Below are 15,490 nucleotides of genomic sequence, written 5' to 3' on the forward strand. Positions count from 1 at the left end.
CGGTATCTCTCCTGAGGGTTCAGCACGCCCGCCTGCTCGGCAGGTTCACGGGGTGGAATCTTGGCGGGTGGGTAGGTCGAGTCGGGCGACTCGGACGGTGGGGGCTATGCGGGTGCGCAGGCTGCGGTCGATCTCGCCTGCTACGGGGATTACCACGGCGGCGGCGGAGGTGGCGACGGCGTCGGTGAGGATGGCGGGCCAGTCGGGGACCTGGTCCTCGGTGAGGGCGGCGATTACCGCGGCGGTGGCGGAATCGCCTGCGCCGGTGGGGTTTCCGGCCAACGGCTCGGGGAGGGTGGCGTACCAGGCGCCGTCGGCGGTGACGGCGACCATGCCGTCGGCGCCACGCGTGGCGATGACGGCGCGGACCCCGCTCTCGATGAGGGGGTACGCGGCGATGACGACTTCCTCGGCGGTGGCGGGCTTGATGCCGGTGAGATGGTGCAGTTCGTCGCCGTTGGGCATCAGGATGATGCCGGGGATCTGCGCGGCCAGGCGCAGGGCCTCGCCGTCGACGTCGCAGATGGTCGGCACGTCGGCGGCGATCGCGGTGCGGGCGATCTCGGCGGGCAGGGTGGTCGCGATGCCGCCGGGCAGCGACCCGGAGATGACGAGGCCGTCGACGTCGGGCAGCATGCCCGCGACCCGGACCGCGAGTTGTTCGGCGGCGTGCGGGTTGGAGACGCGCGCGCCGGGCTCCCACAGGGCGGTCGCGGTGCCGTCCTCGGATTCGCTGATCACCACCGTGCGCCGCACCCAGGGCAGCGCGTGCACGAAGTCGACCGGCATCTCCAGCTCGGCGGCGGCCGCGAAGGCGTGGTCGGCGAAACCCGTCGCCCTGGCGTACTTGCCGAGCTGATTCAACACCCGCGTGACGTTGATGCCCTTGCCGCCGATGCGCTGCTCGACCGAGCGGACCCGATGTGCCTGGCCTCGTTCGAAGTGCTCGACGCGGTAGGTCATGTCGTAGGCGGGATTCATCGTCACGGTGAGGATCACGGTAACCACTGTCCTCGCCTGAGCACCCGGCGCAACCGCAGGCCCTCGTCAACGATCAGTAGGTCGGCTAAGTAGCTCGTTCGCAGGTCACCGACGTCGGGCAGCCCGAGGGCCGCCGCCGGGGTCGACGTCGCCGCGCGCACCGCATCCACCATCGCCACACCCGACTCGCGCACCGCGCGGGCCACGCCGTCGAGCAGCGTGCTGACACCGCCCGCGATCGAACCGTTCGCGATCCTGGCGACTCCTTGCCGCACCGTGACCGACTGCGGACCGAGCTGATACTCGCCGTCCGACAACCCGGCCGCCTGCATGGCATCGGTGATCAAGGCGACCCGACCGGGCGCGGTCGCGAAGACCAGCGCGGCGAAACCTGGGTCGACATGCACGCCGTCCCCGATGAGCTCGACCGTCACCTGCCCGCCCGCCGCGGCGACCAGACTCGCCCCGACCGGCCCGGGTGCACGGTGGTGCAGCGGCGGCATGCCGTTCGCCAGATGAGTCACGAGAGAACCGAACCCGGTGGGCCGCAATGCTTCAAGGAACGAGGCGTAGTCGGCGTTACTGTGCCCCAGCGAAACCAGCACACCGTGCTCGCTGAGCCGTTGCGCGACAGCGTCATAACCGGATCGCTCCGGAGCCAGCGTCATCACCCGCAGGTGACCACCCCCGGCGGCGAGCAGCTGATCGGTCAGCTCGAGATCGGGATCCCGCAAAAACCGCGGATCCTGTGCCCCACACCGCGCCTCCGACAGAAACGGCCCCTCGGCATGAATCCCGCCGAGCACCCCGTCGGCCGCCAGCTCCCGCAACGTGGCGGTCTGCGCGACCATGTCCGCCGCGGCCGCCGTAACAATGCTGGCAACCACCGTCGTGGACCCGCGCGAATGATGAAACTCCGCCGCCGCCCGCGCTTGCGCCGCGTCGACGGTGTCGAATCGATGCCCGAACCCGCCGTGATTGTGGATGTCCACCAGTCCGGGCAGCAGCGTCCCCGCAAAAGCGGGCTCCGGCGAATCCGGATGCGCCGCAACCCATTCCGCGAACGGCAGCACGCCACCGATCCGATCACCCACGACCGTGACAACGCCGTCATCCAACTGAGCGGTCGCCGAGACGATCCGCCCGCGAACGACCAATTCGGTCACCATACGAGGCCCTCTCCGCAACCGAGCAGGGACACTCGCCGGGACGGCACGGTTTCCGCCGCGAACCGAGCGGTGGGGTTGAATGCGCCGATCATGCGAGGGTGCCCTGCCTGGCGAAGAGCGCGGCCCCGGTCAAACCCGCGCGTGCGCCGAACTCACCGAGCACGACATGCGGAGCCGGGACCAGCCGAAGCCGATCGGAAATGGCTTGGTGGAGTGGCTCGGTCAGCGCGGCGCCGGCGCCGGCCAGCCCGCCGCCGAGGATGATCAGTTCGGGGCAGGCGGCGTGCACGATGCCGATCAGACCGTCGGCGAGCGCGTCGACGGCGTCCGCGAGCACGGCCTTGGCATCGGTGTCGGTATCCACCACGGCGAATACTTCTGCCGCGCCGTTGATTTCACGTCCGGTCCGGCGGGTGTAGGCGCGCGCGATCGATGCACCGGAGGCGACGGTTTCGACGCAACCGGTGTTACCGCACGGGCAGGGCAGGCCGTCCGCGCGAACCGGGATGTGCCCGTATTCGCCCACCTGGCCGTAGCTGCTGCGCACCAAGCGTCCGCCGACGGACAGCGTGCCGGAGATACCGGTGCCGAGGATGACCACGCAGACGTTGTCGTAACCACGTCCGGCCCCGACGCGCCATTCGGCCCAACCCGCCACGGCGACATCGTGTTCGAGTAATACCGGGATTCCCCAGCGATCGAGGAACCGGTCGCCGACCTTGAAGTCTCGCCAGCCGATGTTGCTGCTGAACACGGCGATCGATCGGACGGTGTCGACGATGCCGGGCACCACCACGGCGGCCCGGCCGACACGGCTGCGTTGCTCCTCGGTCAGCTCGGCGAGCAGCTGATCGCCGAGCGTCCCCATCGCCTCGAACGCCGCGTCGCCCTGCGGTGTCAGCATGGTGCCGACGGCGAGCACGGTGCCCGCCGCATCGGTGATCTCACCTTTGATGGTCGTCCCGCCGACATCGAGGCCGAGCACCAGCGCGTCCGCGGACAACGCGTCCGGCTGCGGGAGTACCGCAGCCGAACGCGTCGGTGTGCCGCCGCGGGGTGCCGCGGTCGACCCGGCAGTCTCGGCCGTGGGCCGGGCGGCACTGGTCGAGGACGTTTCGTTGTCGGCCGTCGGGTCCGGCACCACTCCCATGCTTCGCACAGTAGTTCCCGGCGCGTCGCGCAGTGCGGCGCCGGCTAAAGCTGGGTCGAGTTTCACCGGGCCGGTCCGATCACTGGTCGAGGACGACCGAGCGATTGAGCCCACGCGGGTGGTCGGGGTCCAGGCCGAGGTCGGCCGCGCGCAGCACGCAGAGCTGGTGTACGCGGAGCAGATCGGCCATCGGGTCGATGTCGCGGTGCTCGAAGTGCGCACCGGTGCTGGCGATGTCCCTGGCGAAGTTCGGCACCAGCGGGCCGAAGGCCCAGACGGCGCGACCGGGCGCCGAGATGGCGACCGGGCCGTGCCGGTATTCGGTGGCCAGGTAGGACTCGGTCCACGACTGGCAGGATTCGCGCAGCTTCAGCCCGGATTCCTCGGCGATGGCGGCGGCGAAGCCCATGCCGACGAAGCTGATCTCCTCGGCGTGGCGGACGTCGGCGAGCGATACCGCCGGATCCTCGGCGAGCACCTTGCGGGCCTGCTCGATCACCGGGGCGAGATCCTCGCCGAGGTGCCAGCGCAGGATGGCCAGTGTGGTGGTGGCGAAGCGGGTCTGCACCACCGATTCCTCGTCGACCTCATCGATCAGGATCGGGTCGCCGAGCTCGAGCACCGGGGTGCCGGGACTGGAGCAGATGACGGTGCGGGGAATGTGTGCTGGGATGTCCCGCATGGCATTGACCACCTCGGTGGTCGTGCCTGACCGGCAGATCACCAAGTAACGGTCATATTCGCGGCTGGAGCGGACCTCGCTGGCAGGCCAGGCATCGGTCAGACCGTGCCCTGCGCCCTCGCGCAGCGCCGCGATCGCTTTGGACATGAACAGGGAAGTGCCGCAACCGATCACGGCGACTCGCTCGCCCTTGTGGGGGAGGATGTCGCGATGTTCGGCAGCGATCGTTTCGGCGCGCGCCCAGTCGTCAGGCTGGGTGGCGACCTCGTTGGCCAGATGGGTGACGGGCGTGGGTTCGGCGGAGATCGGCACAACAACAGAATCCGCCCGGTGATCGTTCATGTCAAATTTACGAGCGAATCAGTCACATATGATCAAGCTTGGGTCTATGTTGATAGTCGGTCGATCAGTTCGATCCCATCATCGGCTGTCCAGTGGCGCCCGGTGTGCAAATTTGAAAGGTTTTACTCGTGAAAAGACCACTCCACGGCGTGCTTGCGGGGGTCGCGATGGTCACCGGCCTTGCGCTGGCGATCTCGTCCTGTGGGTTCGGCTCGAAGGATAACGCCGACTCCGACACCACGATCAACTTCTTAGCCCCGGCCTACAGTGACGGGGCCAACGGTACGAAGGCGCTGTGGGACGGGATCATCGCGGACTTCCAGAAGCAGAACCCCGGCATCAAGGTGAACCTGCAGATCGAGTCCTGGAACTCGATCAACGACGTGGTGCGCACCAAGCTGCAGTCGAAGTCGACCACCCCGGACATCCTCAACATCGATGCCTACGCCAGCTTCGCCAGTGACGGCCAGCTCTACCCGGCCTCGGAAGTCGTCTCCCCGCAGGTGCTTTCGGACATCCAGCCCGGCTTCGCGAAGAACGCGTCGCTGAACGGCACCCAGTTCGCGCTGCCGCTGTTCGCCTCGACGCGCACCCTGTTCTACAACACGGACCTGTTCGCCAAGGCGGGCGTCACCGCACCGCCGAAGACCTGGGCCGAGCTCACCGACACCGCCAAGAAGATCCAGGCGCTCGGCGGCGGCGTCTCCGGCTACGGCCTGCCGCTCGGCAGCGAGGAAGCGCAGGGCGAGACCTCCATCTGGACCTTCGGCGCGGGCGGCCAGTGGGCCGAGGGTGACAAGCTCACCATCGACACCCCGGCGAACCTCGACGGCGTGCGCGCGATGCGCGAGATCGCCGATGCCGGTGTCACCCAGCCGAATCCGGGCGCGACCGATCGCAAGGACGTCATCAACGCGTTCATCCAGGGCAAGATCGGCATGATCGAGGGCCTGCCCCCGAACATCAGCCAGATCACCGCGAAGAACCCCGGCCTCAAGTATGCGACCGCGCCGACGCCGACCAAGTCCGGCACCCCGGTGACGCTCGGCGTGGCCGATCACCTGATGGCGTTCAAGAAGGACGGCAAGAAGACCGAGACGATCAAGAAGTTCCTCGACTTCTTCTACGGCGCCGACGTCTACTCGAAGTTCGTCTCGACCGAGGGCTTCATCCCGATCACCAACACCGCGGCCACCAAGCTGGCCTCGGACCCGGTGACCAAGGCGTTCGGTTCGACCCTCGCGGTGGCCCAGTTCTACCCGAGCAACAACCCGAAATGGGCTGCGGCGCAAGGCGCTATCCGGCAGCAGATCGGCACCATCGCCCAGGGCACCGACCCGGCCCAGGTCTTGCAGCGCATTCAGGAAGCCGCGAAATAGCGTGCGACGGAAAGGAACTCTGGCGGCGATACCGTGGATCGGGCCCGCGCTGGTCTTGATCGCGGCTATCGTCGCCTTTCCCGCCTGCTACATGGTGTGGACGAGTACCCGGGATCTGAACGCCTACGGTCAAGACCGAGGCTCGGCGGGTCTGGCGAACTTCCGCACCCTGTTCGGGATTTCCGAGCTGGGATCCGTTCTGGCACACACGGTGATCTGGGTTGTCGCCGTGGTGCTGATCACCCTGGTGTTGTCGGCGGCGCTCGCCCAGTTCCTCAACAAGGATTTCCCCGGCCGCACCGCGGTGCGGATGGCGATCCTGGTGCCGTGGGCGGCCTCGGTCGTGATGACGACGACGATCTTCTACTACATGCTCGATCCCGACGTCGGCATCGCCAACCGCTTCCTGGTCGATATCGGCCTGCTGGACCGGGGTTACGGCTTCACCAAGCAGCCGACGCCCGCGTTCCTGGTGGCGATCGGGGTCGCGGTGTTCGTCTCGATCCCGTTCACCACCTACACGATTCTGGCCGGGCTGCAATCGATTCCGGCCGAGATCGGTGAGGCGGGCCGGGTCGACGGCGCGAGTTCGTGGCAGCGCTACCGCTTCCTCACGCTGCCGCAGCTGCGGCCGGCCATCGCGGTGGCGACGATCATCAACATCATCAACTCGTTCAACTCGTTGCCGATTCTGCAGGTGATCACCGGCAGCATCGCGGGTTTCCAGGCCGACACCACAACCACGTTGATGTTCAAGCTCATTCGGCAGAATCAGCAGGTCGATACGGCCGCGGCGATGAGCGTGCTGAACTTCGTGCTGATCATCGTCATCATCGCGATCTATGTGAAGGTGATCCGGCCGACTCAGGAGGTCGACGGATGACCGCGGCGGATATCGCGCACATCGAGAAGGTCACCGGCGCAGTGGATGCCGGTGACTCGGCCGAGCGTCCGGGTGCGCGCACGAAACGGCGTCGGTGGGAACTGACCGCGGTCGGCGTCGTGCTGGCCGCGCTGTTCCTGCTGCCGTTCATCGTGATGGTGCTCGGGTCGCTGAAGAGCCGTGCCGAAATCCTGCGCATCCCACCGACATACCTGCCCGAGGCGTGGCATCCGGACAACTACGCCACCATGTGGGACACCCCGGAAACGCCGCTGCCGTTCAATCTGGCGAGCACGGTGATCATTTCGGTGTGTGCCACGGTGCTGGTGCTGCTCGTCGCCATCCCGGCCGCGTATTATACTGCGCGGCACAAGTTTCCGGGTCGCGCGGTGTTCCTCGGCCTGGTGCTCATCACCCAGATGTTGCAGCCGACCGTGCTGGTGACCGGTCTGATCCGGGAGTTCTTCGCGCTCGGCATCAACGACACCTGGCTGGCGATGATCCTGGTGAACGCGGCGTTCAACCTGTCGTTCGCGGTGTGGATCCTGCACAGCTTCTTCGCCTCCATTCCGGTGGAGATCGAGGAGGCCGCGATGCTGGACGGGCTGAGTCGCTGGCAGATCCTGGTCCGGGTGAGCCTGCCGCTGGTGTGGCCGGGCATCGTCACCGCGACGATCTTCGTCGTGGTCTCCTGCTGGAACGAGTTCGCCGCCAGCCTGGTGGTGCTGACCACCCCGGAGAACCAGCCGCTGTCGGTGGCGCTGACCAAGTTCATCGGCCAGTACGACACCTCGTGGCAATACGTTTTCGCTATATCCACGGTCGGTATCATCCCGGTCGTGATCCTGTTCGCCTTCATCGAGAAGCGCCTCGTCGCGGGTCTTACCGCGGGCAGCGTCAAGTAAGCCGACCCGGCGGGTGGTGTGCCACACCACCCGCCGAGTTGCGCGTTGTGAACCGGCACACTGTCTGGGTCTGGACTTCTCGCCGGTTATCTGAAAATATCCCTTACCAGTATCGGTAACGAGCGGTAACGGGAAGGCACTTCGATGAACGTGCGCAATGGTGGGCGCGTCGTCGTCCTCGGCGTCATCGCGCTGATGGCGGCGTGGACGGCACTCGGTTCGGGGCAGGCGACGCCGGGGGAGCAGGACAGTGTCCGGATCGAACCGGCGCCCGCGCTCACGCTGCCGCCGGAACTCGACGACTTCTACCAGCCCGCGGCGGGAGCGGTCGCCGCGGCGCAGCCCGGCGAGATCCTGCGCGCGCGGGCGATCTATCCGGCGTTCATGGGCATCCTGCAGCTGAATGTCGATGCGTGGCAGTTGCTTTACCGCACCACCAACAGTCATGGCGAGCCGATCTCGACGGTCACCACCATCCTGAAACCGCGCGGCCCCGCGCCCGCGGGCGGGTCGAAGCTGCTGTCCTATCAGATCGCCGAGGACAGCGTCGCGCAGTACTGCGCTCCGTCGTATGTGGCCCAATCCGGTGCCATCCCGGTCGATTACGTGAATGCGGCGGAGACGCTCATCCCGATCGCCGCGGGCCTCGGCCAGGGCTGGACGGTCGCGATGCCCGATTATCAGGGCCCGAATTCGGCGTACGGCGCCTCGCGGATGAACGCGCAGGCCACCCTCGACGGTATTCGCGCCGCCGAGAACTTCGCACCTGCACAGTTGAGCGGGCCGGATACTCCGGCGGCCCTGTGGGGGTATTCCGGTGGCACGATTCCGTCGGCCTTCGTTCCGGAGATCAAGGAAAGCTATGCGCCCGAACTGAATATTGTCGGCATCGCGGCGGGCGGTGTCGCGGCGGGCGACTATGCCGGGGTGGTGCGGCACAACAACGGTGGTGTCTACGCCGGGCTCATCTCGGCCGCGATCGTCGGTATCTCCACCGAATATCCGGAAATGCAGCGGGTGATGCGCGAAAGAGTCGATCTGCTCGGGCAATTCGTCATGGCGTCCAAGAAGGTGCTGTGCCATCCGCAGGGCGCCATCCTGTTCCCGGGATTCAACTACTTCGGCACTTTCCAGGGCGGAGATCCGCTGAGCCTGCCGGAGATTCGCGAAGCGATCGCGGACAACTCACTCGGACAGCAGAAACCGACCGTGCCGATCTACTTCTATCACGCGCAGAACGACGAGCTCATTCCGATCGCGGGCACCGACGCGACGGTGCAGAAGTACTGCAATGAGGGCGCGCCGAGCGTGACCTACGTCCGGGAATTCGCCGCCGAACATATCTCCGGTGTCCTCTCGCACCTGCCCGGCGCGTTCTATTGGCTGAAAGACCGGCTCAACGGCGTCGCGGCACCGCAGGGCTGCTCGATTACCAGTCCGGTGAGCACCATTGGGGAACCCCGGTTCGGGCAGGCGCTGTCGGAGATCCTGCCGCCCATGGCGCAGGCCCTGGTCGGATACGCCATCGGCCAGCAGAAGTGAGCCGCCGACCCCGGCGCGGACCGATGTCCGTGCCGGGGTCGCGCCGGGTCAGCGGGTAGCATCGAACGGTGGCACGGCGGGAAGAAGAATCGAAGGACGGTCGCAGCTACGGCGGGCTGTCACGGGAACAACGGGTGGCGCAGCGGCGGACCCGTTTGATCGATGCCGCCCTCGAATTATTCGGCACCCAGGGTTACGCGGCCACGTCCATCGAGCGACTCTGCGCGGTCGCCAATGTTTCCACCCGCAGTTTCTACGAAGATATGGGCAGCCGTGAGGCTTTGCTCATCGCGTTGGTCAACCGGACCACCTCGCACGCGGTCGAACGGGCCTTGGAGGCCTTGGCGAAAACCGAGAACGATCCGCTGTCGACGAGGGTGGTCGAGGGCTTTCGCGCCTATCTGTCGGTGACCTGTGCGGACCATCGATCGGCCAGGGTCTGTTATGTCGAGGTGGTCGGCGTGAGCCAGGCGGTCGAGGAATGGCGCAGAGATCAACGGCGCCTGCTTTCCGCATTGTTGATCAGCGAAGCCGAGCGGGGTGTCGAGCGCGGCGAGGCCAAGCCGAGGCGTTTCGATCTTTTCGCGCTCGCGGTGATCGGCGCGGTGAACTCGCTCGCCCAGGAATTGGTGCAGAGCACGCTGCCCGATTCGGTCGTCAGCGTGGACGAAATATGCGAGGAGATCGCGTATTTCGTGAACTCCGGGCTCGCACTCACCTGATCTGAAACCAGCGAAACCGACTGCGGGTTCGGCGCGAAGCTAATCTGAAAAGATGCCTTGCCGAATTGATTCAGATCTCCTACAGTCGAGTCGTCGCCCTTGTTCGAGGGCGTCGACGATTCTCTGGACGGAGTGTTCATGTCCTCCATCGGAAGTGCCGTTCGTGCGCTGGTGGTCAATCTGCATTCGGTGGGCGTGCTGCAACGGGCCGGCGTGCTCAATGTGCTCGCACCGGCCGACCTGGTGCGCGCCGCCCGCGCGGTCCGGCAGTTCGGCGGCATCGCCGGGCCGGTGCGGATGTCGGCGCGGCGCGAGCCCGATCGGGTGGCGCTGATCGATGAGCTCGGGCCGCTCACCTACCGGGAGCTGGAGGCCCGCGGCAACGCGCTGGCCCGCGGCTTCACCGGGCTCGGGCTCGGGCCGGGCGACACGGTCGCCGCGCTCATCCGGGACCGGCGCGAGTTGGTGGACACCATGCTGGCCGCCGCGAAGATCGGCGCGCGGCTGGTGCTGCTCAATACCGGGTTCGCCGGGCCGCAGCTGGCCGATGTCGCGGCGCGCGAGGGCGTGCATGTCGTGGTGTACGACCAGGAATTCACCGACTCGCTGCAGGTGTTGCCGCCGGAGGTGCGGCGAGTGCTCGCCGTGCACGACGGCATCGGGGTCGACGGCATCGCGACCGTCGCCGAGTTGATCGCGGGCAACGACACGGCCGAGTTGCCGCCACCGCCGCGGCAGGGCGGGTTCGTGCTGCTGACCGGCGGCACCACCGGAACGCCCAAAGGGGTACCGCGCGAGGTCAAGTCGCCGTTCGCGGCGGCCGCGTTGCTGGAGCGGATTCCGTTGCGGCGCAACCAGACGCTGGTGCTGGCCGCGCCGCTGTTCCACGGCACCGCGCTGAACCAGTTCATCCTGGCGCTGTCGCTGGCCTCGACGGTGGTGCTGCGCAGGCGATTCGACGCCGAGGCGACCATGGCCGACGTCGCCGATCATCAGGCACAGGTGCTCGTCCTGGTGCCGACCATGCTGCGCCGGATCCTCGACCTCGGCCCCGAGGTCTTGGCGAAGTACCACACCGACAGCCTGCGCATCGTTTTCAGCGCGGGCTCGGCACTGCCTGCCGCGCTGGGTGATTCGGCCACCGAGGTGTTCGGCGACGTGCTCTACAACTTCTACGGTTCGACCGAGGTCGGCGTCGCCGCCATCGCCACGCCGGCGGACTGGCGGGCGGCGTCCGGGACGGTCGGCAAGCCGCCGACGGTGTGTACCGTCCGGCTCTACGACGAAGACGGCAAGGTGGTCACCGAACCCGGTGTGCGCGGCACCATTTACGTGCGCAGCCTGCTGTCGTTCGCCGGATACTCCGGCGGCGGCAACAAGGACGTGATCGATGGCCTGCTGTCCTCGGGCGATGTGGGGCACTGGGATTCGGGCGGGCGGCTGTTCATCGACGGACGCGACGACGACATGATCGTCTCCGGCGGCGAGAATGTCTTTCCCGGCGAGGTCGAGGAGCTGCTGTACGCTCATCCGGCCATTGCCGAGGCGGCGATCGTCGCGGTGCCCGACGACGAATTCGGCCAGCGGCTGGCGGCTTTCGTGGTGCGACACCCTGATCAGGAGTTGGATGCCGACGCGGTCCGCGCCCATGTAAAGGCGAATCTGGCTCGGTTCAAGGTGCCGCGCGATGTCACCTTTGTCGATGAGTTGCCGCGCACCAGCACCGGAAAACTCTTGCGCCGCGACCTCACCGCGGGCTGAGCCAAATCGTCTGGGACAGGTGTAGACAACCTGACTTTTATCTGAAAATATAGCTTACCAATATGGCGGCCGAGACCGTCGCTACGTCGGCGGTCCACGCCGTCGAATCGGAAACGATGGTGAGCAGGCGCAATCGCCGCTCGCAGGATCGATGGTGATCAACGATGATGACCGATAGTTGGCTGAAGCAGGCAGCGCGCCGGCCTGGATTCGTCGCGACCGCGGCCCGAATCGTGGTCGCGGTAGGCGTTCTCGCGATTTCCTCGGTGCTGCCGGTGGCCGCACCGTTGGCGCTCGCGGATCCGGCACCTGCCGCCGAGTTTCCAAAAGCCAACGCCCGCACCGGATTACCCGAGGGGTGGAACCCGGGGCCGGAGAGCTATGGCGTCGGCGAGCAGAAGAACGTGGAGCTGCCGATGGCGGACGGTGTGGTGCTGCGCGCGGACGTTCGGTATCCGACCGACGCCACCGGTGCGCCGGCGCCGGGCCCGTTCCCGATCATGTTGACCCAGACGGCATACGGCAAGGACAGCGCGGGCTTCGTGCGGCTGCTGTCCTACGACGGACTCGGCCCGCTGCTGCAGAACGCGCTGCCCAGCGTCATCGACGTGGCGAAACAGATCAGCGATGCGGCGGGATATGGCGACTACTTCGTCAAGCGCGGCTACATCAGCGTGATTGTGGACATTCGGGGCACCGGATCCTCGGGCGGTCAGTGGAGCATCCTGCAGCCGCAGGAGCGGGAGGACTCCAAGCGGGTAATCCATTGGGCCGCTGGATTACCCAACTCGACCGGCGAGATCGGCCTCTGGGGCCTGTCGTATCTCGGGATGAGCGAACTGCTCACCGCCGGTGTGCTGGAACCGGATTCGCCGGTGAAGGCGCTCTTTCCGCTGATGCCCGGTAACCATGCGTTCCAGGATCTGCTCGACCACGACGGCTTCTACAACATCGCCTTCCTGGCCTCCATGCTGCAGTTCCCGATCACCCTGCTGCCGCAGCTCGATCCGATCCTCGGGCTGTATCGGGAGCCGGACAAGCTGGCCAGCGTCTTCGTCGACCACCTGATCTCGCACTTCCGGGCCGATGGCACCTGGCACTCGGTATTCAACGCGCTGCTCGACGGCGACAAGGCCTACAACAGCCCGTACTGGGAGTCGCGCGCGATCGACAATGTGGTGGAACAGATTGCGGCGAACGACATTCCGACCTACCTGATCGGCGGTCAGTACGACCTGCTGCAGGACGGAACGCCGCGCACCTTCGCCGGACTGCAGAACGCCTACGCCGGACGCTCGCGCAACGGTCCGATGCCCGCGGACGCGCCGTCCAGCGGCCGCTTCCAAATGCTCACCGGCCCTTGGTTCCACGTGCAGCCCGGCGTGCAGCGCAACACCGATATCGACATGCACGCCATTCAGCTCGCCTGGTTCGACCGGTGGTTGAAGAACGACCGCAACGGCATCGACGAGACGAAGACGCCGCTGCACGCCATCGATGTCAACGGCAATGTGCTCGAGAGTGCCACCTATCCGATGCGGGAAACTCCCACGCAGAACCTGTATCTCGAAGCCGGAGGCCGCCTGTCGCCGGATCGTCCGGTGGCGCAGTCGGGTTCGGACCGGGTGACCTTCAGCCCGGTCAACGGCGGCACCATCTGCAACTCCTCGTTCTCCCGCAACTTCTCCGGGGTGTACGAGCTGCTCACCACGATGGCCGGCCTCGACGATCCCTGCGGGCAGGTTCCCGCGCACCCGGATGTGCCTGGGCTGCTGGACAATCCGCAGTACACGACCGACGCGTTCACCGAGCCGACCGTGCTGGGCGGGCCGATCGGCGCCACGCTCTTCGCTACCTCCAGCACGCCCGCCTCGGCGTTCAGTGTGACGGTGCAGGACATCGCGCCGGACGGCACGGCCACCGCATTGACCGATGGTCAGCTCGCCGGAAACTTCCGCGCGTTGGACGAAGACCGGACGTGGCGGGCACCGGACGGCAGTGTGCTCGGCGCGTTCCATCCCGGCACGCGAGAGTCGATGCTGCCGGTGGTCCCGGGCCAGGTGACCGAGTACAACGTCAAGGTCCGTCCGGCCTTCCATGTGTTCCAGCCCGGCCACCGCTTGCAGGTGACCATCGGCTCCGGCGACGCGCCGACCCACATCTTCAACCCGAAGGACTATCCGGCGCTGCTGGGTGGCGTCTACGACATCCAGCGCACCGAAGGCGCGGCCTCGTTCCTCACGTTGCCGCTGGCAAGCGCCTCGGCGCCGCACCGCTGAGGCGGCGCCCGCTTGGCATTGCCGCACCGGAATCTCTACGGTCGGCAGCGTGCCTGTGATCAGATGGTTCGCGTGCCAAGAAAAACAGCAGGTCGGGTCCGGGACGGTGTGAGATGACCGGACCGACCGACCGCCCCCAGCGGTGGAACCGGCTGCTCGAACTGCTTGCCGAATCCGGGCGGCTCTCCGTGGAGGAGGCCGCCGAGCGCCTCGGCGTGTCCTCGGCGACGGTCCGCCGCGACTTCACCGCCCTGGCCGAACAACAGCTGGCGACCAGAACGCACGGCGGTGTCGTGGCGACCTCGGTCGCCTACGACCTGCCCGCCCGCTACCGGCAGACCGGCGGCGAAGCCAAGCAGCGGATCGCGGAACACGCTGCGTCACTGGTGGATCCACGCGCGGTCATCGCGATGAACGGCGGCACCACCACCACGGCGGTAGCTCGGGCACTGGCCGGTCGCACCGACCTCGGCATGACCGGCGACGAACAACTGACCATCGTCACCAATGCCCTGAACATCGCGGGCGAGATGGTGCTGCGCCCGCACATGCGCACCGTCGTGCTCGGCGGCGTCGCCCGCCGCGAGTCCTACGAACTGCACGGCCCGCTCGCGGAACGCGCCCTCGCCGAACTCCGCCTGGACGAGCTGATCCTCGGCGTGAACGCCATCTCCGCCGAGGGCGGCGCGCAATGCAGGCACATCGACGAGGCCGGCGTCACCACCGAAATGGTCCGCCGCTCCGGCCATGTCATGGTCGTCGCCACCGCCGACAAACTGGAACGCACCGCCCTGGCCCGAATCTGCAGCATCGAACAGGTCCACGTCCTGGTCACCGACACCGACGCGGATCCGGTCGCAGTGGCGGCGATCCGCGCGACGGGCGTGCGCGTCGACGTCGTGTAGACACGCCCAACGCGCAGTCGCCCACGCCGGTTTGAAGATGGTCGCGCCGGGCATGCACCTGGCCATGACCACTGAACCCGGTACCGACCGTTCCGATGACACCGAAGTGGACCGCGACGACATCGATCAGCCGGATGCGACCGACGACGCTGCGGCGACCACGGAAGATCAGGCGGCGGATATGGACTACGAGGGCGATACACCCAACTGACATTTCCACCTCCCCGATCCCCGAACACACGCTGATCGAGGGCGGCTGGACGACGGCCCGACCCATCCATGACGCCGCTGGATACGAAATAGTGTTGATCGAACCCTGATGAAGATTGAGCCGGATGCCAGGCCGCCCTTTCCGGCGGCCGCACGTCAACCACGGTCCAGCGGTTCATCTTTCAGAGAATGGGGACGATATGGCTACGAATGCCATTTCCAGGATGGCAACTCTCGCGGTGTCCTGCTTGATCACCGCCGCAGGTTTGGCCGCGCTGGCACCGGCGGCCCAGGCTGCCGCGAATCCGGAGTACACCTGCGACACTCTCACCGGCGAAAGCGATTGGGGGCCGGCCAAGGCCACCGGTCATTGCAAACTGAGTGATGGCAAAGGACCGAAGTCAGGGAAGATCATGTCGGCGTTCACCGTCGTCAACGCGGTCGGCGGCGAACAGTTGACCTGCAGATACGACGGAAAGAACGCGGCCGGTACCGCCGACCTGCCCAAGGAGGTAGTCGGCACCAGGTGCAGGTTCCAGCAGGCGCCCGGCTAGTCGCGCCGACGGGGCAGTTCGTCGGA

General features: G+C 66.8%; 14 protein-coding genes. 10 read left to right on the forward strand and 4 right to left on the reverse strand.

The window, feature by feature from the left end; translation table 11 throughout:
• Nucleotides 1-45: 45 nt before the first annotated feature.
• From ABZ942_RS23305 to ABZ942_RS23320, 4 genes are all read right to left on the reverse strand, one after another.
• Entirely contained in the window at nt 46-999 is a 954-nt protein-coding gene (locus tag ABZ942_RS23305) for a hexose kinase (protein WP_357385244.1), read from the reverse strand.
• Entirely contained in the window at nt 996-2,150 is a 1,155-nt protein-coding gene (locus ABZ942_RS23310) for an amidohydrolase family protein (protein ID WP_357385246.1), read from the reverse strand. The genes ABZ942_RS23305 and ABZ942_RS23310 overlap by 4 nt, the downstream gene beginning before the upstream one ends.
• An 88-nt stretch (nt 2,151-2,238) precedes the next feature.
• Entirely contained in the window at nt 2,239-3,300 is a 1,062-nt protein-coding gene (locus ABZ942_RS23315; RefSeq protein ID WP_357385248.1) for an ROK family protein, read from the reverse strand.
• Between the two features lie 79 nt (nt 3,301-3,379).
• Nucleotides 3,380-4,294 carry a sugar isomerase gene (locus tag ABZ942_RS23320; protein WP_357385249.1) on the reverse strand — a complete coding sequence of 305 codons (915 nt, stop codon included), beginning with the start codon at nt 4,292-4,294 and terminating at the stop codon, nt 3,380-3,382.
• A 158-nt stretch (nt 4,295-4,452) separates the two neighbouring features.
• Between ABZ942_RS23320 and ABZ942_RS23325 the strand changes: the two genes are divergently transcribed.
• From ABZ942_RS23325 to ABZ942_RS23370, 10 genes are all read left to right on the forward strand, one after another.
• A complete protein-coding gene (locus ABZ942_RS23325; RefSeq protein WP_357385251.1) occupies nt 4,453-5,703 on the forward strand; it encodes an extracellular solute-binding protein in 1,251 nt (416 codons plus the stop codon).
• 1 nt (nt 5,704) lies between these two features.
• On the forward strand, nt 5,705-6,586 hold the full coding sequence (locus ABZ942_RS23330; protein WP_357385253.1) for a sugar ABC transporter permease: 882 nt from the start codon (nt 5,705-5,707) through the stop codon (nt 6,584-6,586).
• Entirely contained in the window at nt 6,583-7,491 is a 909-nt protein-coding gene (locus ABZ942_RS23335) for a carbohydrate ABC transporter permease (protein ID WP_357385255.1), read from the forward strand. Before ABZ942_RS23330 ends, ABZ942_RS23335 begins: the two co-directional genes overlap by 4 nt.
• Before the next feature lie 144 nt (nt 7,492-7,635).
• Entirely contained in the window at nt 7,636-9,033 is a 1,398-nt protein-coding gene (locus tag ABZ942_RS23340; protein WP_357385257.1) for a lipase family protein, read from the forward strand.
• 68 nt (nt 9,034-9,101) lie between these two features.
• Nucleotides 9,102-9,755, forward strand: a complete 654-nt coding sequence (locus ABZ942_RS23345; RefSeq protein ID WP_357385259.1) for a TetR/AcrR family transcriptional regulator — start codon at nt 9,102-9,104, stop codon at nt 9,753-9,755.
• Between the two features lie 138 nt (nt 9,756-9,893).
• Complete coding sequence (locus tag ABZ942_RS23350) at nt 9,894-11,516, forward strand: AMP-binding protein (RefSeq protein WP_357385261.1); 1,623 nt, start codon at nt 9,894-9,896, stop codon at nt 11,514-11,516.
• Nucleotides 11,517-11,680: 164 nt separating this feature from the next.
• Nucleotides 11,681-13,795, forward strand: coding sequence for a CocE/NonD family hydrolase (locus ABZ942_RS23355; protein ID WP_357385263.1), 2,115 nt, complete (start codon nt 11,681-11,683; stop codon nt 13,793-13,795).
• A gap of 113 nt (nt 13,796-13,908) precedes the next feature.
• Nucleotides 13,909-14,700: a DeoR/GlpR family DNA-binding transcription regulator gene (locus ABZ942_RS23360; RefSeq protein WP_357385265.1), complete on the forward strand. Its 792-nt coding sequence runs from the start codon at nt 13,909-13,911 to the stop codon at nt 14,698-14,700.
• 64 nt (nt 14,701-14,764) lie between these two features.
• Nucleotides 14,765-14,911 (forward strand): hypothetical protein, encoded by a 147-nt coding sequence (locus tag ABZ942_RS23365; RefSeq protein WP_357385267.1) that lies wholly within the window; start codon nt 14,765-14,767, stop codon nt 14,909-14,911.
• A 223-nt stretch (nt 14,912-15,134) separates the two neighbouring features.
• On the forward strand, nt 15,135-15,464 hold the full coding sequence (locus ABZ942_RS23370; RefSeq protein WP_357385269.1) for a hypothetical protein: 330 nt from the start codon (nt 15,135-15,137) through the stop codon (nt 15,462-15,464).
• Nucleotides 15,465-15,490 lie beyond the last annotated feature (26 nt).

It is taken from the genome of Nocardia sp. NPDC046473 (genome assembly GCF_040645995.1).
Lineage (GTDB): Bacteria > Actinomycetota > Actinomycetes > Mycobacteriales > Mycobacteriaceae > Nocardia.

Bases quoted from the DNA above. Each gene is read 5' to 3' on its own strand.
- ABZ942_RS23355 (WP_357385263.1), top strand. From the start codon at position 11,681: ATGATGACCGATAGTTGGCTGAAGCAGGCAGCGCGCCGGCCTGGATTC.
- ABZ942_RS23370 (WP_357385269.1), top strand. From the start codon at position 15,135: ATGGCAACTCTCGCGGTGTCCTGCTTGATCACCGCCGCAGGTTTGGCC.
- ABZ942_RS23350 (WP_357385261.1), top strand. From the start codon at position 9,894: ATGTCCTCCATCGGAAGTGCCGTTCGTGCGCTGGTGGTCAATCTGCAT.
- ABZ942_RS23360 (WP_357385265.1), top strand. From the start codon at position 13,909: ATGACCGGACCGACCGACCGCCCCCAGCGGTGGAACCGGCTGCTCGAA.
- ABZ942_RS23310 (WP_357385246.1), bottom strand. From the start codon at position 2,150: ATGGTGACCGAATTGGTCGTTCGCGGGCGGATCGTCTCGGCGACCGCT.
- ABZ942_RS23335 (WP_357385255.1), top strand. From the start codon at position 6,583: ATGACCGCGGCGGATATCGCGCACATCGAGAAGGTCACCGGCGCAGTG.
- ABZ942_RS23365 (WP_357385267.1), top strand. From the start codon at position 14,765: ATGACCACTGAACCCGGTACCGACCGTTCCGATGACACCGAAGTGGAC.
- ABZ942_RS23315 (WP_357385248.1), bottom strand. From the start codon at position 3,300: ATGGGAGTGGTGCCGGACCCGACGGCCGACAACGAAACGTCCTCGACC.
- ABZ942_RS23340 (WP_357385257.1), top strand. From the start codon at position 7,636: ATGAACGTGCGCAATGGTGGGCGCGTCGTCGTCCTCGGCGTCATCGCG.